Source organism: Halotia branconii CENA392, assembly GCF_029953635.1.
GTDB lineage: Bacteria > Cyanobacteriota > Cyanobacteriia > Cyanobacteriales > Nostocaceae > Halotia > Halotia branconii.
Map to the genome: position 1 here is coordinate 2,258,302 of NZ_CP124543.1, position 21,338 is coordinate 2,279,639.

Annotated in this window: 16 protein-coding genes; 1 reads left to right on the forward strand and 15 read right to left on the reverse strand. The window is 37.4% G+C overall.

Features of this window, described 5'->3' with window-relative positions:
* Window positions 1-13: 13 nt before the first annotated feature.
* The 13 genes from QI031_RS09965 to QI031_RS10025 all read right to left on the reverse strand — a co-directional run bounded on the left by QI031_RS09965 (window position 14) and on the right by QI031_RS10025 (window position 16,583).
* Window positions 14-1,192 carry an endo-1,4-beta-xylanase gene (locus tag QI031_RS09965; RefSeq protein WP_281485019.1) on the reverse strand — a complete coding sequence of 393 codons (1,179 nt, stop codon included), beginning with the start codon at window positions 1,190-1,192 and terminating at the stop codon, window positions 14-16.
* A 17-nt stretch (window positions 1,193-1,209) separates the two neighbouring features.
* A complete protein-coding gene (locus QI031_RS09970; protein ID WP_281485020.1) occupies window positions 1,210-1,965 on the reverse strand; it encodes a WecB/TagA/CpsF family glycosyltransferase in 756 nt (251 codons plus the stop codon).
* Window positions 1,966-2,022: 57 nt separating this feature from the next.
* Entirely contained in the window at window positions 2,023-3,105 is a 1,083-nt protein-coding gene (locus QI031_RS09975) for a glycosyltransferase family 4 protein (protein ID WP_281485021.1), read from the reverse strand.
* Window positions 3,106-3,186: 81 nt separating this feature from the next.
* Window positions 3,187-4,398, reverse strand: a complete 1,212-nt coding sequence (locus QI031_RS09980) for an O-antigen ligase family protein (RefSeq protein ID WP_281485022.1) — start codon at window positions 4,396-4,398, stop codon at window positions 3,187-3,189.
* Window positions 4,399-4,488: 90 nt separating this feature from the next.
* Window positions 4,489-5,283: a glycosyltransferase family 2 protein gene (locus tag QI031_RS09985; RefSeq protein ID WP_281485023.1), complete on the reverse strand. Its 795-nt coding sequence runs from the start codon at window positions 5,281-5,283 to the stop codon at window positions 4,489-4,491.
* Window positions 5,284-5,387: 104 nt separating this feature from the next.
* Complete coding sequence (locus QI031_RS09990; RefSeq protein ID WP_281485024.1) at window positions 5,388-6,371, reverse strand: glycosyltransferase family 2 protein; 984 nt, start codon at window positions 6,369-6,371, stop codon at window positions 5,388-5,390.
* 51 nt (window positions 6,372-6,422) lie between these two features.
* A complete protein-coding gene (locus QI031_RS09995) occupies window positions 6,423-7,853 on the reverse strand; it encodes an oligosaccharide flippase family protein (protein ID WP_281485025.1) in 1,431 nt (476 codons plus the stop codon).
* A gap of 75 nt (window positions 7,854-7,928) precedes the next feature.
* Entirely contained in the window at window positions 7,929-8,897 is a 969-nt protein-coding gene (locus QI031_RS10000; RefSeq protein ID WP_281485026.1) for a glycosyltransferase family 2 protein, read from the reverse strand.
* Between the two features lie 121 nt (window positions 8,898-9,018).
* Window positions 9,019-9,966 (reverse strand): aldo/keto reductase, encoded by a 948-nt coding sequence (locus tag QI031_RS10005; protein WP_281485981.1) that lies wholly within the window; start codon window positions 9,964-9,966, stop codon window positions 9,019-9,021.
* 39 nt (window positions 9,967-10,005) lie between these two features.
* Complete coding sequence (locus QI031_RS10010) at window positions 10,006-11,682, reverse strand: alkaline phosphatase family protein (protein ID WP_281485027.1); 1,677 nt, start codon at window positions 11,680-11,682, stop codon at window positions 10,006-10,008.
* Window positions 11,683-11,760: 78 nt separating this feature from the next.
* The gene (locus QI031_RS10015; RefSeq protein WP_281485028.1) at window positions 11,761-13,200 is read right to left on the reverse strand and encodes a sugar transferase; all 1,440 of its coding nucleotides are present in this window, start codon (window positions 13,198-13,200) and stop codon (window positions 11,761-11,763) included.
* A gap of 895 nt (window positions 13,201-14,095) precedes the next feature.
* Window positions 14,096-15,514 (reverse strand): aldehyde dehydrogenase family protein, encoded by a 1,419-nt coding sequence (locus QI031_RS10020; protein WP_281485029.1) that lies wholly within the window; start codon window positions 15,512-15,514, stop codon window positions 14,096-14,098.
* A 25-nt stretch (window positions 15,515-15,539) separates the two neighbouring features.
* Window positions 15,540-16,583, reverse strand: a complete 1,044-nt coding sequence (locus QI031_RS10025; protein WP_281485030.1) for a nitrilase-related carbon-nitrogen hydrolase — start codon at window positions 16,581-16,583, stop codon at window positions 15,540-15,542.
* A gap of 534 nt (window positions 16,584-17,117) precedes the next feature.
* Between QI031_RS10025 and QI031_RS10030 the strand changes: the two genes are divergently transcribed.
* Window positions 17,118-19,526 (forward strand): sialidase family protein, encoded by a 2,409-nt coding sequence (locus QI031_RS10030; RefSeq protein ID WP_281485031.1) that lies wholly within the window; start codon window positions 17,118-17,120, stop codon window positions 19,524-19,526.
* Here the strand turns inward: QI031_RS10030 and QI031_RS10035 are convergent.
* Both QI031_RS10035 and QI031_RS10040 read right to left on the reverse strand, forming a co-directional pair.
* Window positions 19,518-20,858 carry an oligosaccharide flippase family protein gene (locus tag QI031_RS10035; protein ID WP_281485032.1) on the reverse strand — a complete coding sequence of 447 codons (1,341 nt, stop codon included), beginning with the start codon at window positions 20,856-20,858 and terminating at the stop codon, window positions 19,518-19,520. The genes QI031_RS10030 and QI031_RS10035 overlap by 9 nt on opposite strands.
* A 112-nt stretch (window positions 20,859-20,970) precedes the next feature.
* Window positions 20,971-21,309: a hypothetical protein gene (locus QI031_RS10040; RefSeq protein WP_281485033.1), complete on the reverse strand. Its 339-nt coding sequence runs from the start codon at window positions 21,307-21,309 to the stop codon at window positions 20,971-20,973.
* Window positions 21,310-21,338: the final 29 nt, after the last annotated feature.

A 21,338-nucleotide genomic window follows, 5' to 3' on the forward strand; every position in this document is an offset into this window, starting at 1 on the left:
ACTTTATACTAATCTAGCGTTCAGGAGCCTGATCAAAAGATCGGGCGATCGCATTCCAGGCTAACTTGCGTTGCATTTTAGTATCAAAGGGTAAAGGACGTACAGGAGCTTGATCTCGTCTAGGTTGAAATTCACTTAACCAAGTATAGCGATCGCTCAGTCCCCAGTTAATTACAGCGATCACTGCTTGTTCATCCAAAGCTGCGGCAAGATAATCTTCATATAGACCAGCAATAATGCGATCGCGAACCACAATATCTAAAGGTAATTTTTTGTCTTTCACATCCATTTCTGTGATCATAATTTTCAATTCTAAACTAGCTACATCCCTCAGAAACTGTCGTAGCTTTTTAGGATTAAAATTACGATTAGGTGACAAGTGAGCTTGAATGCCAAGGGCATGAATCGGAGTGCCTTGAGACTTTAAACGTTCTAATAACTTTAAAACGGCAGTCCTCTTAGCTTCGTTTTGAGGTGTGTCATAATCTAAACCAAAATCGTTGTAAACTAAAAGCGCTTGTGGATCAGACTCAGCAGCAAGACGAAATGCTAAGTCAATATAATTCGGACCTAAAAGTTTCAGCCACGGAGTTGTTCGCAAACCGTCGGATCTATGATCACTTGTATCAATAGCCTCATTAACAACATCCCAAGAATGAATTTTGCCAGCGTAGCGTTTAACAACAGTTTTAATGTGTCTTTCTAAAAACTGTTTTGCATTTTGCCTATTAACTGTACTCTTAAACCAAGGGGGTAAAGACTCGTGCCATACTAAAGTATGACCTCTCAAAAGCAACCCATGAGTTTTAGCAAAATTAGCCATCCAATCTGCCCTAGTAAAGTCAAAATTATATGGACTAGGACGTAAAGGTTTTTTGCCAACATGCCACTTTAACTCCCATTCCGGGACAAGTACTCTGCACTCGTGCTTTACAATATTTGCAAGTTCTTTATCCGATGACAATTGAGAGTATTGAATAGCTGCTCCGTACATTAATCCTTTAGCAGCAGCACGTTCTTTTAAAGAAAAATTACCAGATATAGAAAACTTCCTATTAGGATTATCAAGTACTTGAATTTGGTGATTAAGAACAATGGTTTTGGAAGTTGTCACAGCACCTACGCCACCAGCAAACATCCCAAAACCTAATTTTATAGCACGCCGTCTAGTTACTAAAAAGTCGTTATTCATTAATAAGTAATTCCTAACTAAAACTTGGATAATCCTAGTTTCTGCTTCAGAACCAGCCACATGAAGAGGGGATTACCAACTATGTAACGTTGCCAAAGGCGTTTGGGTTCTACTATCAAGCGAAATAACCACTCTAATCCATGTTTCTGCATCCAAAGTGGCGCTCGTTGCACCATACCTGAAACTAGTTCAAAACTTACACCAATACCAACGGAAATCGGCACATTTAGTTGTTGGTAGTTAGCATGTATCCATTTCTCTTGTTTGGGAGCGCCTAATCCAACAAAAAGAATATGCGGTGCAGCATCAATAATCTTGGCATTTATCAGTGCTAGTTCTGCGGCATTAGATTCAAACCCATAAGATGGACAATAAGTCCCGACAACTTTCAAATTCGGATACCTAGCTTGAAAAACTTCTGCTGCTTTCTCAGATGCTCCAGGACGACCTCCCAACAAAAATACTTTTAATCCTTTAGAAGCAGCAACTTCGCAAAGCTTTTCAAATAAATCAGTACCATTCACCCGTCCCTTAAGTGGTTTTTGTAAAAACTGCGCTGCCCATAGCAGTGATACACCATCTGGTACTACTAAAAAAGCATTGTTATAAATTTCTTGAAATTTGATATCTTCTTGTAATGTTAAAATATGCTGTGCATTAGGTGTTACAACATATTTGGGTGAACTCCCTATAATTGCATAGTCTACAATTATTTTAACCACTTCTTCAAAGCTATATTTATCAATTTGTACACCTGTAATGTTGACTTTCATATATTTTATTTAATTGGTAGATTAACCTTTGTTGTGCTTCAAATTAACTATATTTAATTACTTGGCATTAGTTGTAATCAGATTTTTAGTAAATAATGCTACTAGCTCAGAACAGTATTTACGGATATCAAAAGGAATTATCGTTTCTCTAGCAGCTTTTCCCAGAAGTAACCTTAAAGCCTCATTTTCAATCAGAGACTGCATTGTATGAGATAGTTGTTCAATATCACCAGGAGTAACTAAAAAACCATTTTTCTTAGAAACTACTAATTCAGGAATTCCTCCCACAGGGGTACTTATGACTGGCAAACTCCAAGCCATTGCTTCTAATATTGCCATTGGTAGACCTTCATTATAGGAAGGTAGTATGAATACATCAGCACTAGCTAAAAGTTCGTTTCTTTTTTCTGAATTTACCCAACCCAAAAAAGTAATGCATTCTACAAGATTAAGACTATCAACTAAATTCTGAGCTTGTTCTAAATCCCCATCTCCTGCCAATATCAAATTTGAGCAGTTTTTTATCGTATCAGGTAATTTGGCAAACGCCTTAATCAAATCAAATGCTCCCTTTCGCTGGCCAACACGTCCACAAAAAAGCAGAGTTACTTTTTTAGTATTCAAACGCTGTGGAGTCTCAATAGGTAGTTCTGTGGGATTGGGCAAAACAAAAACCTTTTGAGGATCTAAACCTATATTGATAACATAATAATCTTTCCAAGTCTTAGACAGAACAATAAAACCCTTGCAATGACGAAATATACTATTCAGCCATTTTTTTGTCCACTTAGGTAAGCTAGAGTAAGTTACATGAAATTCTGCTCCATGTGCATGTATGAATACAGGCTTCTGGAAACTAAATGCAACTAGGGCAATAATCGCTTTTCTTAAAACACTACCGCCATCTGACAAATGAATATATACAATATCAAGTTTATCAAACATCAATTTCGATAACAAGCTTACTAAAGCCTTGATAAATACTATCAATCTATGTGTAATAGAACCTTCATCATGGCTAGTAAAATGCTGAATTTTGATGTGATGAGGAGTATGTTTGAGAATAAGATTTTCAACAGTTGCGATCCCACCATTTTGTTTTAGACTAGCTCCTATCATGGCAATCCGAATTGTATCCATTTTTCACTTTTTTATAGTTTAAATTAACTTGACATTTTAAGCTAAACTTTAAATAATAATTTTGTACAATCATAATTTATTTCAATAATGATTTATTGTGAGACTCTTATGATTTTTATTATTCAATGATGCAGATAGCAAATAAGACAAAGATACATAAATTACCCAACCAAAATCATTTTGCACCATTAGTCCACTCTCACTGAAATTAGATATTGCAAAATATGAGATTAACATACAGGGGAAAAGCACTTCGGGTGTCTTATATTGGCGTACTAACATTAATGAAATTGCTAAATTTCTGATGAATCCAATGGCAAAGATGAATAATCCTATAAAACCAATATTAAGCAAAATATCAATATAACCATTATGTGCATTTGGAGGATGCCAAGGAATAGCTCTCCATACTTCTTCAGAAGCACTGTTCAACCCCCAAAATGCACCATATCCATAGCCTAACCAAGGCCGACGTAATGCCATATCTATTAATAATTCCCACAAATCAGTACGACCAGTGAAAGTTGTATCTTTACCAAAGACTCCTAATATTTCATTTGCATTATCTACAGCCCATAAAGTAGTTATTGATGTTACTAACATCATAAAAGCAATAATAGGCACTATTAAATCATATTGTAACCGCAGGACATTTAAGAGAGAAAATATGATAATCATATCTAAAAAAACTATTATAGCTGCGGAAGATCTCGAAAGAACTAACATGAAAATTGATAAACCTAAAGCTGCCTCCCAAATAAAGTATTTTTTATCAACTTTAAGACATTTTAATAAACAGATGATAGCGCTTAAAACCATCCACTTTCCAAAAGCATTTTTGTGAACGTAAATGCCGCGCCAACTGCCAGCGTGGATACCTGACATGACACCATACTTGGGCAATACTACAGAAAATATAAGACTTACAATTACAATGAGTCCAAACGTGAAGCTAACTATTAATAAATGCTTTTCTAAACTGTTATAGCTAACAGATAAATAAACACCAAATAAGGTTGTTCCTATAAGTGCAACAATACGTGTAAAAGTTATAGTTGGATCAACAGACCATAGGAGAGAAAAAGCTGCAATCCCAGTTAATAAAACAATATTTTGATTTTTAGTTAATACATAAACAGTCTTTTTCCAACGGATAGCTAGGAGAAAAAAAGTAATAACGTAAATTAATATAAATGTTAATTGGACAATGGCAGTATCTCCGGCAGATTCTACTTCTCCCTCACTTACACCACCCTTAACAAGAACAGTCAGTGGACCACCTGTATAAAGCATTAAGGATACCACTGTAAAACCTGTTTCGAGGAATTTGAGAAATTTTCTCACGTAACCTGACTCTCAAGATTAGCGAATTAAATAACGTAACTACAACAAAGGATAAAGATGAAATTCAGCACGAAGTTCATCGGTAAGTTTCTGTTCATTAAACGGGGCAAGAATAAGTTTTTTTATGCCTCGAAAAGCTTCTTTAGGATTACGTTTTAATTTGGCAACAAGTGGTTCCTGCAAGGAAACACTTTCGCCTATTTTATCTCTAACATAAATTGTGCCTGGAAAAGGTAATGGTTGAATAGGCGTTCCGCGTGCTGCTAAATCTCCTTTAGCCAGAGGATGTCCTGATAAAAATCTATCATAACCAGTCAACTGTCCATAGGGCAGTGTTTTCTCTGGAAGAGTCAACAGACGGTAATTGATAATGTTAGAAGTTCCACACACTTTATAAAAGTTTTCTTTCTTAACTATGATTTTGCTGCTTTCCTCTTCATATTCATAACCAGTCTCCATATACCAACCATTACTTTGCTTATTTTGATTAACAAAAGCTGCTAATCGATTACTGATACAGTCATCAGCATCTACACTCATAATGTGTGATGGCTGAAGGTCTTGAGCAGCTAATAGTCCAGCAGCAACTTTTTGTGCTCTATCTTCCATCTTTTCGGTGTAGTCCGAACTAGGAATAGGAAAATTAACTTCTATATATTGAACTTGAGGATGATAAAAATTAATTTGAGGTTTTTCATGGCAGACTACCATAACATGAAACTCTGAAGAGGTTTGATTACAGATAGACTGTAGACATCTTTCAAACATTTTAGATAGTTCTGTCCATGATTTTGCTACTTTAGAACTTTTAATCGGAATAATAAAAACTAACATATTTTCAATGTTTCCTTTGTTGATTGTATGAATCTTTTATTAGAGTAATTAACTGTCAACTATTTAGTCTAGTAAAAGTCTATACTGTAAAATGTAGACAATATTTATTTAGATTTAAAGCGCTTAGCCAAAGCACGAATTTGTTGCCGTAAATCTTGAGGAAGTAACCAAATTACCATATATAGTAGATAATCTATCAGTCTAGGTTTGCCTAATTTTATAGATTCCCGCAATAATATCCAAAAGGCTGACCAGTCTTTTCTAATAGAAGCTTCGTGACTGACAATAGTCATAATGAAGCCTGAATATGCTTTTGATGTAACTAAATGTTGAACTGATCTAATCCATTCTAAAGAGTATTGCCAGTCACCCATATTGCTTAATCGTTGACGGCCAATATCTGAATGCCAGTATGCTGTAGGTTCAGATACAAATTCTATGCCAACATTTTCTAGATTACTAACTTGAAGAAGCCATTCCCAATCCTCATGTTTGTACTTTTTGTTGTTGAAAGGAACTTTTATTAATAGTTCTTTTTTAGTAAAAAAGGTCGAAGTATGCATAAAGCCTTCTCCAGCAAATAGAGAATTGCGTGCAAAAAGATAGTTACTTAAGGGTTCAGCAGGGGCTATTAGTCTTCTTGGCCAGATTAATTCACCTTTTGAGGTCAATGCAATAAAGCGGCTAGATACAACAGGAAGTTTAAACTGTGAATGTTCTGCTAATTCAAGTTGAAGTTTAAGTTTTCGAGGCAACCATTCGTCATCATCATCCAAAAAGGCTATCCATGTGGATTGAGCCTCTCTAACACCAACATTCCTAGCCTCTGAAGCTCCCACATTTTCTAGTAGTTCTATCACTTTCAACCTAGAATCAGCTATTTGGGATAATGACTTAACTGTTTCTTCATCAGGACCATCTATAATTACAATCACTTCAATTGCTTGCAGTGTTTGTGCTAATGCACTTTTCACAGCCCTACTTACAATTTTTGGTCTATTTCTAGTAGGAATAACAACACTAACTATTACATGGTCGTTTGCATTATCCCCGAAAATATTACCGTTTTTTAGTATTTCTGTTTGCATGATTTATTTTTTTGAGAAACTGTAATTTCTACGTAAAATAAAAAATTATATTTATCCTTTATTTAGAAGTTTTGACCAAATAGCTTGGGGACTTCCTAGTTTGTTAATAACAAGTAAGCCAACAATTAAAAGGTAATAAAAACTTGAGATCAATAAGGTTAAAAGAAAATTTAAGTTAATTTTCTGTAATATGAGTAATACAGGTATCATCAGAGTACTAACTAGCAAAGGACGACGAATGATCTGCCATACGTTCAAAGAAAATATGCGAGTATACGTACAGTAAACATATTGGCTAAAACCAGAAATACGCATTAGTAACTCAACTGCTGCTGCACCTACTAATTTAAATTGCGAAATTAATACTACACTTGCTAAACTTCCTAAAATAGTTGTAACTATTACTTCTCTTAAATTAATTTTCTCAAGACCATTTGCTAAAAGTAAAAAAGACAAGGAACGATTAAAAGGCAAGAAAAATAATGTTAAGGCCATAACACTTAGTGCAGTACTTCCCTGAGCAAAGTTAGGATTGTAGAGAAAAATTAATAATTTATTACCAATAATTACTAGTCCTGCCAATAATGGTAATGCGATAATTAGTAATATTTCAATAAAATTTTCAATAATTTGACGCTGGTTTTCCCTTCCTTGATTTACCGCTTTTGATAAGCTAGGAAATACTGCCGTAGCTACACTATTGGCAATAATTAGAAATGGTTGAGTTAACTGTACAATGCCACCATAAATACCAACAAGAAACTCGCTTCCTAGAAGAGATAGAATCAAAATTTGACTTCTACTGTTAACTATAGCTATTCCTTCAATAGCAAAAAATGTTCGTGAAGCTTTAACACTATCCCAAATAAAAGCTTTATCAATTTGCCACTGGGGCTTGACTATACTTGTTAATAAAGCCCATTCAATCACCAAAATTATTGATTCGGAAATCACTAAGACAGTTGATAGAAAATCTACATTATAATAATGTTGCATTGCCCAAATCATCACAATTAGGCGCAGTACATAAATTGGCACAGTAGAAATAGCAATGAGATGCATTTTCTCATGAGCCTGAAAAATTGCCTCTGTAATATTGGAAAGGGAAAAAGGAATTATTGTTAAGCCCATGATATAGCAAACAGCCGATGTCTCAGTACTATAGGGAAGTAAAAATACGACAATGACTAGTGCCACATAACCAATAAGGCTAAATATTAATTGTAAGCATGTCCCACTTGTAAGAAAAATTGGTGTCTTTTGTGGATTGCAGGCCAATTCTCTAGTGAATAAAGTTTTTAGTCCTTGGGAGGCAATACTAACAAAGATAAAATAGTAGCTAAATGCTAGTAAATATTGTCCTAAGGCTTCAGCTCCCAAATAACGGGCTATAGTTGCTGTTAATACAAAAGTACTAACACTTTGTGCTAAACGGTTGGTGATTATTGAAAAAGAGTTGTTTATTAATTTGCGTTTTTCCACGATTAATAGTTAGTTAGTTTAATAAAACAGTCTGATAGTTATAGTTAACGATCGCCAATAAATATTTGTCATTGCTTATACAAGTTTCTGTTTAAAAAAATAATATTTAAAGCGGCGGTTAAAGATTGGCTGAATTTGACCAATTAAATGAATAAAAAAATAAGGGTTACGTAATGCTTGAAACGAAGCTTTTAACCAATTTTTTTGCTTGAGCGGTTCAACAACACTGTAGTAAACTTTGTTTTGCTCAAGTACTTTTATGTTTTGAGATAGAGCTTGAACTAATTGGGGATTATTCTTAACAACGTCTTTATACAAAAAATCTTTAGTAGCAAGACTTAATTGATTCATAAATTTGAGTTTACTTTGTGTAACTAGGGAACCAGGACGAGTACGATAGAAATAGTAGGCTTGGGGGATAAAAATTAAGTAAGCATCTTTAATTAAACATTGCAGCATAAGATGGAAATCTTCGACTCCTTGAAATCTTCGGTCATATTGAATGTTATTTTTTAGCAAAAAATCTCGCTTAAACAAAGGCTTAGATATACCTAGATGTAAACCTTTTTTCCTATAAATATCTGTTTCAACAAAATAAGTTGCATTGATGGGTTTTAGAGCGTTAATCTGCTCTCCACTTTCACCGAGTAAAGTACTCCAAGGAGATTTTTCACCGTCTTGGATAAAATATAAATCATCGATAACGATGTCTGCACTTTGTGTCTGTGCTACTTGTAAAAATTTTTCGATCCGTTCTGGCGCATACCAGTCATCAGAGTCAAGAACTGCGATCCATTTTCCCTTAGCTTCTTCAATAGCACAATTGCGTGTGTGACTAACTCCCTGATTTGGTTGATTCACTAAAACCTTTAATCGAGGGTCAGAGATACTCTTAATTACTTCTAAAGTGGAATCAGTAGAGGCATCATCAACGACAATTACCTCAATATTTTTGATAGTTTGTCCTAAGGCAGATTCTATTGCCTGAGCAATATATTTTTCAGTATTATAGGCAGGAATAATAATAGAAACTTCTGGATTCATATTAGTTAAGCGTGTGTTTTTATAAAGTTAACTTTGTGCTAAAACAGATTATGACAAGTCAAGATGAAAAAAACACTATTGACTTGTCATAAATGGTCAGCTTAATACTCTAAGCTAGAGTTTAGCTGGAGATAAGTAGGCTCTCTAATTGGCGTTTTACCCAGCCCATTCCCCGTCGAGCGACGCTGAGTGTAGCAACAGAATTATTCATCTGTTGTACTTCTTCATCTGATAATTGCACTGATATTGAATTTGCTGAGTCTTCAATGCTGGAAGGCCTTCTGGCTCCAATAATAGGCACTATAGCTGGCGATTTTGCTCGCAGCCAAGCTAAAAGAATACAATATGTTGAAACTCCTTTGGCTGCGGCAAGTTCCTTTAGAATTGCTATGCTATCTAAATCGCTAGTACGCCGCTTGCCAGCAAAACCACCAAGAGGACTCCAAGCTAAGAAAGTCAGTTTTTCTTGTTCGCAGTATTCTAGTACACCGTTAAATTCTGAGTTACGGTGCCAGAGATTGTACTGGTTTTCAACTGCAACAATATCTACTACTTCACGGGCTTGCTTGATTTGGTTAACAGAGAAGTTAGAAACGCCTACAAACCGAATAATTCCCTTTGCTAGTGCTTCTTTTGCAGGAGTTAAAGATTCTTTAATCGAGTATTTGGGATCGGGAGAGTGGTACAACCATAAATCAATAGGCTTGTCTCCACCAAGCGCCTCGAAGCTATCCTGGATGGACTGTCTCAAATAATCTGGATTGCCGTTAACAACCCACTCACCATTAGGTCGTGTAAATCCACCTTTAGTGACTGTAAAGATTCTGCTAGTGTCACCATCATACTGCTGTAAGGCTTGATGAATTAATTTTTCGTTGTGGTGTTTCTCAGATTCATTTAGACAGTAGGCATCGGCCGTATCAATGAGGGTAATGCCAAGAGATAAAGCACGATGAATAGTCTCAATTGCCTGTGACTCTGGAGGCCTCTTACTTAAAGACATTGGCATTCCACCGAGTCCAACAACACTTATTTCAATTCCTGTATCACCTAGTTGCTTGGTTTGCATCATCGTATTTGGTTTTTAATTTACATTTGAAATTAACCCTTAGCACTCGACAGCAAGTGGAGTAGCTGAGTTGGTGATTAGGGGCTTGCCTTCTAAATATTCGGGAATTGGCGCACCCATTAATTTCAAAATAGTTGGTGGTAAGTCAATAATGTCACCTTGTAACAAATCTGTTCCAGGATTGATACCAGGACCTTTAGCCATGAAAAATCCTCGATCCCAATGAGAACCAGCACGGAAATAGGGAACAGGGCCAATTCTGCCAAAGTCTGGGCTGTCTACGACATCTGTCATTTGCTCGTTCCACAGAATAATTAAGTCAGAATCGGGGAGTTGTGGGTCGTTTTCACTTGCCGAACGACGTGTACGGACAACTTTTTTGACAAGAGATTTGCCTGTGCGAGCATCTGTGAGGCGATAGAGAATTTGTGACAATTCCTGGCATACTGTTTCGTACTCATCTGCTGTGACGATTCCATCCCGTTCTCTACCTTTGAGGTTAATACGAATATGACCATCGGCAAAAGCAGGGAGAGCAAAAGCTTTCATTTGTGGCCAGATGGGTTGGAACCACATTGCAGGCATCCAGCCCATTGCTGTTGCTTCAGCTTCTGTTGAGTAAGGAGAACGTAAACCATACTGACTAGACTGAAGAAACTTTTTGTGAGTCCAGGTTTTGAACAGCTTTTTAATGGGGTTAGGTTCATGCAAAGTAACCCAAACATTACCCGGCCAGGAGTTCCTCACGGGCTTTGTGATTATTGGTGGCGGAGTTTCACCTAATTTTCCAGGTGCGATCGCTACTTTTCCTGGGAAACTATAGCGATAAAGGATCTCTGGTAGGAAGGTCTGACTTAACATATCGCTGAAGTTCAGCCCCATGCCATGTGGTGAGAAACACAATACATAAGCATCTTCTGGTGCTTCAGATAAAATTTCTCCAATGGCTCGATCAATATCTTTGTAAGTTTCTAGCACAGGATCACTATCATTTCTTCCACTTAAATGAGGATAAAGTGGATGTTCAGGATCACTGAAAGCATAAAGATCATGACCTGCTGTATGAGGCTCATTGAAATTCGTAATGAATAAATCCCAAGATTCACGGCGCAACAAATCCCGGCAAATAGCCGAATGTCCCTCAATACTCTGCTTAAGTGCTGGTTTTTCCCAGTTAATATAAGCGTTATCCCACCACACTCCATAATCATTGAACAAAATTGGATTTTGTCCGTACTGCTTTGTTATATCTGCAAATACTTCTGGAGGGTCAGAAGCACTAGGTGTATAGGGGTAAGTTCCTCCCCAACCTAAAACTTGAATGCCATTGACGCGATTAGAGAGTTTTGCGTATGGTTGATCAAAAACGGCTACTTTGTAATTCTCTCCTAATGCATAAAAGGGTGGGTATTGTTCGTAGTTGTAGCCACTATCATCTAATTCGCAATAAATTTCATAACTGCCGGGATTGTACTTGACCATATCCCAATTTCCAGTTTTATTTGCTTGCATACCTGTGATAAATGTTGGCCACAATACCTCAGTTGAACTCAGTTCTTCTGGAACTCCGCAATAATTGACTTTGGTTTTGAGATGACCATATATTCCCTGTTTCCGAAGCTGGCTGAAGGTTTGCAGATGTCCAGCATTCATCCATTTTTCTAGCAACATTGAATCTGCTGCATCCAGTCCAATAACTATTACAGGATTTGTCATATTTTGCCAATTGGTTATTCTACATTTTTTGAGATTACGGTTAGTTATTTATTAAGCTAGGCTCATAAATTAAATTTGCTAATAAGCCCCTTCTTTTTTTAAAACTACCATAATCGTTCTCAACAAAATTTTAAAGTCTAGTTTGAGTGACCAATTCTCAATATAGTGAAGATCAAGATTTATTACTTGTTCAAAATCCATAATATTGGAACGACCTGAAACCTGCCAAAGACCTGTAACTCCAGGTAAAACTTCTTGACGAATAAAATGGCGTTCAGAAAATTTATCAACATCTCGAGTAGGTAAAGGACGAGGGCCAACTAAACTCATCTCTCCCAACAAAACATTAAACAGTTGTGGTAACTCGTCTAAACTATAACGGCGGAGAAATTTACCAACTCGCGTAATCCTAGGGTCATCTTTTATTTTGAAAATGATACCATCTTTTGTCTCATTTAAAGCTTCTAATTTTTTCTGTAATTTATCCGCATTAGACACCATAGTACGGAATTTCCATACTTTAAATGGTTTTCCATGTAGACCTATGCGGGTTTGTTTATAAAATATTGCTCCTGGAGAGTCTAGTTTAATAGCTAGAGCGATCGCTATATAAATAGGAAACGAAAATATGAGAAATAAAGCAGTAAAACAAAAATCAAAAACCCGCTTGATCCAAAAATCATTACCTGTAATTATGGGACTATCAAAGCTTAAACAAGTCATTCCTCCTATCTTCTGTAATCCTACGCGTCTATGAATTGGCTTTAATTCCATTGGTAAAATATGTACACTTATACCAGATGTTTGAAAAAGCCAGTATAAAAACATTCGATTCTGGATAGCATCCCAAGCAATAAAGACTTCTGTTATATCTAATTTTTTAAGTGTATCCAAAGTTTTCTGACGACAATATCTATCTAACGATCTAGCATTTGCAGTTCCACGAACAATATAACGCTTTTCTTTTTTAATTAAGTTTACTAAATGTTCAGTATCTTCAGGCTCGCAAATAATAAAAACAGAGTTGCGACCTAATAATTTTTGCTTACGAAAATATTCAAGATTGAAATTTATTATTAATCTACCCGAACAGATAAAAGATATACTCATCAACCAAGACAAGATGAATGTAGAACGTGGAACATCCAAAATAGGCTGATAGAGAAAACAAACAATCAGTATCAATCCGTGGGCAAAACTTAGTGTTTTGATAATACCAAAATAGTCACAACGACTTTTACCTGATTGATAAATACCTTGAAGCGCCAATGCTGCTATTTGAATCATAACTAACATCGGTATATAACTGCTTGGTGTGTTCCAAAGAACATCTACAGAAGAAGCATGATGTTGAGCTAATATCCAAACCAAAGACAGAAGAGTAGAATCCACTAAAGCTAGAGTTATTAATCGTAGCCACCATGATCCTTTTTTGACCCTAACAAATGCAGATGCACGTAAATCAAGAGGGACTTTGTCTAATTGATTATTTGCAATAGTTTTTGTTTGATTGCTCATAGATTTACTAGTAACCTGTATGGTTGCATGTTTGAAGTAATTTTATACAGCGTTCTCTAGCCTATAAAGGTTCATTTTTATAAGCTGAAGCTGAGATTTTGCATACCTCATCTGATCAATAAAAGCTATACAGACAAGATAAATTAATAGCCTTGAAACTTTTTTATCAAAACTGTCTAAGTCCGTAATATCTGCATATTAATCTCAACGCTGTAGCTATAGAGTCTCACTGCTCTTACCGACTCAAAAGCTAATAATCTTTATCATTTTACATACATCAAAAATGAGAATAATTTGTTTTGTGATGTATGTAATATGACATGACGGATTGGCATGATGCTTATACTCACATTGTAAATAAACTAAATTAAACTAGTCAATAAATACACATCTAGTTACATTCCTTTACACAACATGAACATAGTAGTACTTATGAGTTCAAAAGTCATCTAAGTATTTAACATCTTCATGAAAACTTTACACATAATGTATAAAGTATTTAATAATAACTCACAGAATATGCAATGAATGCTATTTGGTAGTTTTAGCATGTTTGTATAACCTTGATAGCTTGCTGCTAGCTGCATTAGAGATTAACTATAGTCAATAAAACATAGCTAAATGACTTAGATAATTCAGTAATAATGTTGTATTTACAAGTATTATATACTACGCAATTTATTTTTAATAAATTTAAAATAACTTCATTAATATTGGTTTGAATATGTGCATATTGTTTAAATCTGTTTATAAATTCCAATTAAAGTATGTAGCGAAAAAATCACTACATTTTAATCTTTTGCAAAAAAATGTATTTTTTATTACATTATATAGAAATTGAAACAATATACATACGGTTAATTTGGAAAACTAATACTGTTTACCAAGTTGCATATTAACCATGATCAAACCACCAAGGATCGCTACTAGAATTGGTCTTAATCAAATAAGCTTTCTTTCGCATGAATCGTTTTAGTGCTGCTGCACCCATGCGCGAACCTCCGATACCGGAGAATTTAAAAGCATTTTTTTCTCCCTCATGCATAATGGCAGTCAGAGCAGCATCATTAATACTAATTGCACCTGCATCTATTTGATTGGCAACTGCTAGTGCTTCTGCTTCTGATTCGGCAAACACCGCAGCACTCAGCCCATAAATAGAGTCATTTGCCAAGTAGACTGCTTCTTCAACTGTGGGAAAAGACATTACTGGCATGATTGGGCCAAAAGTCTCTTCGGTCATGACTTTCATGGAGTGATTAACCTGAGTAATCACTGTGGGACGACACCACCAACCTCCACCTAATTCTTCAACTTTACCGCCGCAGTGAATTACTGCTCCTTTTTCGACTGCATCCAAGATATGGTCACTAATAATTGCTGCTTGTCTTTCGGCAATGATCGGGCCAATTTCTCCACTTTCAACTGTGGGGTAAGCTAGCTGAAGACGGTAAGCTTTGGCTACTAGTTGATGATAAAACTCTTCAAATATCGATTCAGCAACGTAAATTCGCTCAATTGATAAACATGACTGGCCAGTGTTAACGACTGAACCCCACAAAATTGCTGAAGTTGCTAACTCTAAATTAGCAGATTCTAAAACGATCGCAGGGTCTTTTCCTCCTAATTCTAAAAAAGCTGGAATAAACCGTTTAGCTGCGACCTCTGCGACTTTTCGTCCTGTCGCCACACTACCTGTAAAGCAAATTAAATCGACATTTTCAATTAAGTTAGCACCAGTCTCCCCTGCTCCTTCTACAAAACCCAATACATCACGTAATATAGGAACAGTATTAACAGCAGTCATCAGCGGCGCGACAAACCGGGGAGCAATTTCACTGGGTTTAATAATTACAGCACAGCCCGCCAGCAAAGCGGGAATGGCATCAATTGTCGATAGCAACAACGGAAAATTCCACGGGCTAATTACCCCAACTAAAGGATAAGGAACTGATTTTTGTTGTAATGCAATAAAGGGAATGGCCGTATTTTTTGCTGAATCTTGCAGTAACTCTGGCGCTAAACCACACCAACGATCAATGCTGGAGAGGAAAGAGTCTATTTCTAGTAATGAGATTGATAATCTTCCCGTATCATTGACTAAAGCCTCTGTAAGCTGTTCACGCCCAGACAATATGGCTTGTTTCCATTGTTGTATGGCTGCAATTCTAGCTTCTAAACCTATCTGATACCAACGAGTTTGCGCTCTGCGGGCGCGGTTACATTGCTGTGCCAGTAGTTTCGGGGGCGGTGGGATTATTACGTAGTCAAGTTTTCCCGTCCGGGGATTACGGACTTCTATTGGTTTAGTCATTAGTCATTTGTCCCCATTCCCAAATTTAAATTATCCCCAGTTTAGCTAAGCGTTCAATAGTTATTTGTTGTGTTTGGATGAAGTGTTTGCGGTCTACTTCTTGATTCAGCATAGTATTTGCTGGGTAAAATTGTGACTGGCTGTAGCTTTGGGCGTATAATTCAAAACGTTGCCGTGATAGTAAATTATTTAACCCAGGACGACGGCGATCGCGGCGTAAAGCTGCTAAGTCAATTTCTGCAAAAGCTGCCATACTCTCACCTGTAGCTGTCTGTGCTAAAACGATTCCTCGATAATCAATAATTTTAGAACCACCATCAGCAGAAGCAATAGGGATAGAAATATTAGCGATCCCTGCGGTATTAGCCGAAACTACGTAAACCATATTTTCCACGGCACGAGTAATTTTGGCTGCATCTTTAGGTGCTAATGTCTGGCCATATACTTCTGATGTGGAGTGGAGAAAAATTTCTGCTCCTCGCATTGCCAAACACCGCGCTACTTCTGGATACAAAATTTCTTCTGATGCCAAGGCTGCTAAATTACCAATAGCTGTCTTCGCCACCGGGAAAACTCCCTCTAAGCCATAGCAATCAAGATATTTATCCCAGACATCATGGGGTGTGGGAGCAAATAAAGAATTTAACCGTCGATATCGTAAGACAACTGACCCGGAAGGGTCAATTACAAAACTCGTTTGAAAATACAAACCTGGGAAATTAGGATCAAGTTCGTAAGCGTTACCAGCCAAAAATATCTGATACTTTTGAGCAATTTTAGCAAGTGCTTCATACTCAGCCCCATTCATTGATAAACAAGCTTTTTCTGCCCAACCTGCTAAAGAATCTCCCATCGGAAAACCTGTGAGGAAATATTCAGGCAGGACAATTAAACGACAATCTAAACCAATGAAAGCAATACTAGCGGCAATTTGTTGTTCTAGGCGGTTAATAGAGTTTAGCATCAACAAACGAGCTGCTTGGCGATCGCTTGCCTGATTCACTGCATGACATGTTACTTGCAATGCTAATGCACGGAATGAGTTGAAATGATCAGTCTGCTGAATCATTCTAAAGATTGAGCCGATAATGCTACTACATGTAACAATTTACACTAATACAGATGCAAATCTCAATTTTCTGTGTCTCAGGTAATAAGACTAAATGTATAAGATCTTGATTTAATCAAGTTAGTAAAATTCTGAAATGCCCACAGGGTAATACCGCTACGCATAAGACACTCATAAGCTTAACAATACTTATTCTAAATTGTCGCCAATTTGTGCAACGTGGGTTATAAATAAATCTCCAAATATCTAACTTAAGAAGCGATCGCTATTCATGCATCTTGAAATAGCGAAATTTTCGTGACACTAACTGTTTGCTCATCAATTTTGAAGAGTTAATTTGAGTCATCCACTTAGATCTCTAAAGTATATCACTGATTAATCTGCGGAATATAAATTTCAGAGTGCCATAGTATGAATATTGCTTATCACCAAATATTTCCAGCCTATTCAATTAAAAGATTTCGATTGCTACTTTTGTTCGGATTCACAGTATTGTTCTTATTTTTGTTGTCCGTAACAGGAATACTTTCTGTAATGCCTTATCAATCAAGACAGTTGTTTGATTGGCAAAGTGTCAATACTCAAGGTATGGGTTATGTGACAGGGTTAGCGATCGCGCCATCATCGCCTTACGATGTCTATGTTCGCACAGATGTTGGTGGTGCATATCGGTTCACCAACCAAAGTCAACAATGGGTTCCCCTGATGGATATGTTTGATTCCAACTTTTCTGGGGGAGGAATTGGGGTAGAAAGCATCGCCATCGATCCTCAACAACCGCAACGCGTTTATGTAGTAGTCAATCACAATACTGTCACTTTTCAGGATACTGACGGCAAGAAAAAATATAAGTATGCTGGCGAGGTAATGGTTTCTGAAAATAAAGGAGTCAGTTGGCAACCAACAAATTTAGGTGAAAAAAACGTCTACGTTGGCCCCAATCAAGCTTACCGTTCTGATACAGGCGAGAGATTAGCAGTCGATCCCAATCAGTCTGAACTACTTTATTTTGCTTCTCGTAGAAATGGCCTTTGGAAAAAGGATAATCAACAAGTATGGACTCAAGTCTCTAATGGTTTACCCGATCCCAGTAGCTTGCCACAATATAAAAAGCCTGATGGTTCTGACAATCCAGATATACCTGGTTTTACCTTTGTTGAGTTTGACAAAAACAGTGGTAAACCGAACAATCCTACTCAGAAAATCTATGTGGGAGTTCATGGTAGTGGTGTTTGGCACAGTAATAACGGCGGTAAATCTTGGACAAATATTGTCGGTGGGATAGATCCATTACGCAGTGCGATTGCTTCTGATGGAACTTTGTATGTTAGTTTCGGTACATGGGCGGGGGATGGTACACAAACATCTGGTGCAGTCCGCAAATACAAAAACGGTGCATGGACTGATATTAATCCTGACGGGACTAACAGATTCTATTCAGCAGTTACCGTCCAAGCAGACCAACCCAATACAGTTATGGCAATCTCTGATCGCAATGTCTATCGTTCCACCGACGGAGGTATAACCTGGAATCAACAGACTATGTACATGGGTGCTTATGATGCTAATAGTACTGAAGATCATGTAAATTTCTCTGCACCTCCTTATTATCAGTCGTACTCCGCCACAGGTGCAGCAGCAATTGTTATCGATCCCAGTAATCCCAAACAAGTTTGGTGGACAAATGGCTGGGGCGTAGCGCGAACTGATGACATTACAGCTGCTACCCCGACTTATAAATGGCTGATGAAAAATTTGGAGGAACTCGACGCAAACATGGTGCGCGTTCCGCCCAAGCCTAAGGCAAAAGGAGGAGCCGATTTATTAAGTGCCGTACAAGATATGATTGGCTTTCGTTATTTAGACCGCAAACATATACCATGCACCAAGATTAATCCTACAAACATTCCCATCAATCCTGCCTATAAATGGGCAAACCCCGATTGGAAAAATTATCCTACACCATTCCCTCATGTTGCTGGCGCAACAGGTATGGATTATTCCTACAAAAAACCTGATTATGCTGCATTTGTCGGCTTCCATCAATGGCAGGGTTATTGGCCAGTCTATGGTATGACTAAAGATAACGGTCAAACATGGCAGGCCTTTGATTCCATTCCCACAGAGACATTTTGGAAATCAGATAAATCTGGTCAGGAGGAAGCTATGCCAATCGGCGGACAGATAGCCATGTCTCCCACTAATCCGCAAAATATGGTTTGGGCCCCGACTTGGGGATCTTGGCCACACTACACCATAGATGGTGGTAAAACCTGGAAACTGACTAACAACCTAGATCATCCGGCTCCACCCAGTCCTTATGATCCCCAAAACAAAGACCATACACACTACACAGCCCTACCCAAGTCTTGGCCTAATACAATTTCTCCGTGGGTGAATACATATATATTGGCAGCAGATCGTCAAGATCCCCAAGGAAAAACTTTTTACTATTACGACGGTTGGACGTTTTACTACAGCAGAGATGGCGGTGCAAATTGGCAAAAAGGGGCATCGGGAAATTTACCTACATGGCTAATTCGCCCAGCAATCATCCCGAATCCCACAAAAATGGGTGATGTTTGGATGAGCTTTGCTCGCAACCCTGAAGATGTCGATGGCAATAAATTATATCGTTCTACTGATGGCGGCAAAACTTTTAATACTATTGCCTCGGTAGATAGTTGTGAGTTGATTACCTTTGGTAAAGGTTCCTCAAATACCAACCCATATATTTATATCTTCGGTCGTGTTAATGGTGCTACTCAAGACACGATGTACAAATCTGAAGATATGGGGAAAACTTGGATACCGATCAGTAATCCTAATAAATTGCAATTTCCGGGATTGGCTTATATGGAAGGTGATATGCGATCGCCCAATCTGATTTATGCAGCCTTAGCAGGTCGTGGGATTATGGTAGGGGAACTCCCATTAAAATAGCGCCCGAATTGGCAGCCCAAACCCTAGATAATTTCTCATAGCTAGGAATACAGTCAAAATGCCGATAAAAAAAGCAGTAACCTGAATGTCTTGAGTTAAACAAGAGAGTTTTTCTCGCCAAAGCCCATAGAGGTTAACTAAATATAAAGGCAAATCACTCACTGCAATCAAGATTATTGCTCCGACTGTACCAAAATAAAAAAATACTAGAGGTAATCCTAAACCAATGACCACAAACCCAGCTAAATTACTTTGGGCAGTATACAAGGGCTTACCAATTGCCAATAGAGCCGGACTAATAGTGTAAAATAACACGGAAAACCAAATACCACAGGACAAAATTGGCATCATCCAAGTTGCATCTGCATACCTGTTGTCATAAAGTACGCCTATGACTAAATCGCCAACAGTCACTAAAGCTGCTAATGATACTGCAAACCCAATTAACATCAGCCGACGTTGGCGGAGAATCTTCGTCCGCAAACTTGACCTTGGTAAATCAATTTGATTGGAGATTGCCGGAAAAATAACTCTGTGACTAACAGTTTTAATAATTTCGCGAGGTATACCTGCAAGAGTATAAGCTATTGTATAAACTCCTAACAACTTAAATGAAAGTAGTTTAGCCAGAATTAAGCGATCGGCTTGTTCATTTAAAAATGTTAATCCTGTGGCTAGAAATATCCATTTACCGAAAGATATGATTTCTTTAAGTGCATCTTTTTCCCAAGCAAAGCGATTGGAATATTTAGGTATTAACAAATAACTGCCTAACATTCTATATATTGCTCCTGCTACTACTCCAATAGCTAGGGATATAATACTGGGATTTAAGTAGGCTAAAACAAGTAAAGTAGTCAGCGTTAATACTTGTACTATAAGTTCAAATATAGTATATCTACCTAAATTAATCCGCCGATGTAGAGTATGTATGCTAGTGGAACTAAACCCGTCAAACACCGAGGATAACCCTACAATCGGAATTAACCACAGCAGCCGATTATCATTGTAGAAATTTGCCATTGGCCAAGCTAACAGTGAGCAAAAGAGCCAAAGTGTTAAACCACGAATTATGGCTAATGTCCAAGCGGTATCTAAAAAAACTGGCTCATCACCACGTTTATTGTTAACAATACTTTGAGCAATACCAATATCTGAGAATAATTCGATACCAACTCTTAAGGTGTTGGCTACAGCCATTAGACCAAAAAATTCTGGTACTAATAGGCGAGTTAGAATTAAGTTGCTACCAAACCGCAGGACTTGACTACTCCCATAACCTGCTATTGTCCAGACTGCTCCACGGATAGCTAGTTTTTTTAAAGATGTCATAGTTATTTTAAAGTCAGTGGAATAATGCACCTATTTAAGGATATTTAAATCATCCAATAATGTCATTACTAGTGCGTAATACCGTTTCTTTGTGAAGCTGCGCCAAACTTCTTTAATTTCTTATTTCTTGGCGCACTTGGCGCACTTGATAAAGCAGTTCAGTCTTGGGGGTTTCCACCGCACTTGCTACAAGTCGGTGGCACTTCCTACAAGTCGGGGAACCGCAAGGGCGCAGTGCCTTGGGAACCCGCCCAACGCAGTGGTTCCCCATGAGGAACTGCTGTAAAGCCTGCGGCATAGCTTCGCTTAGAACGTAGCGTCTTGTAGAGAACGTCACCCGTAGGGCGGTTTGTCTTTTATTTTTTGCATTCAGTCCTAAGATAATTAGCGCATCTTCATACACAATTGGTATAAGTCCTACTAAAATGTTGCACTCATAAAATCTGTTCAAGGCTAAAGTTAAGTAGTGCGTTAAGTGTA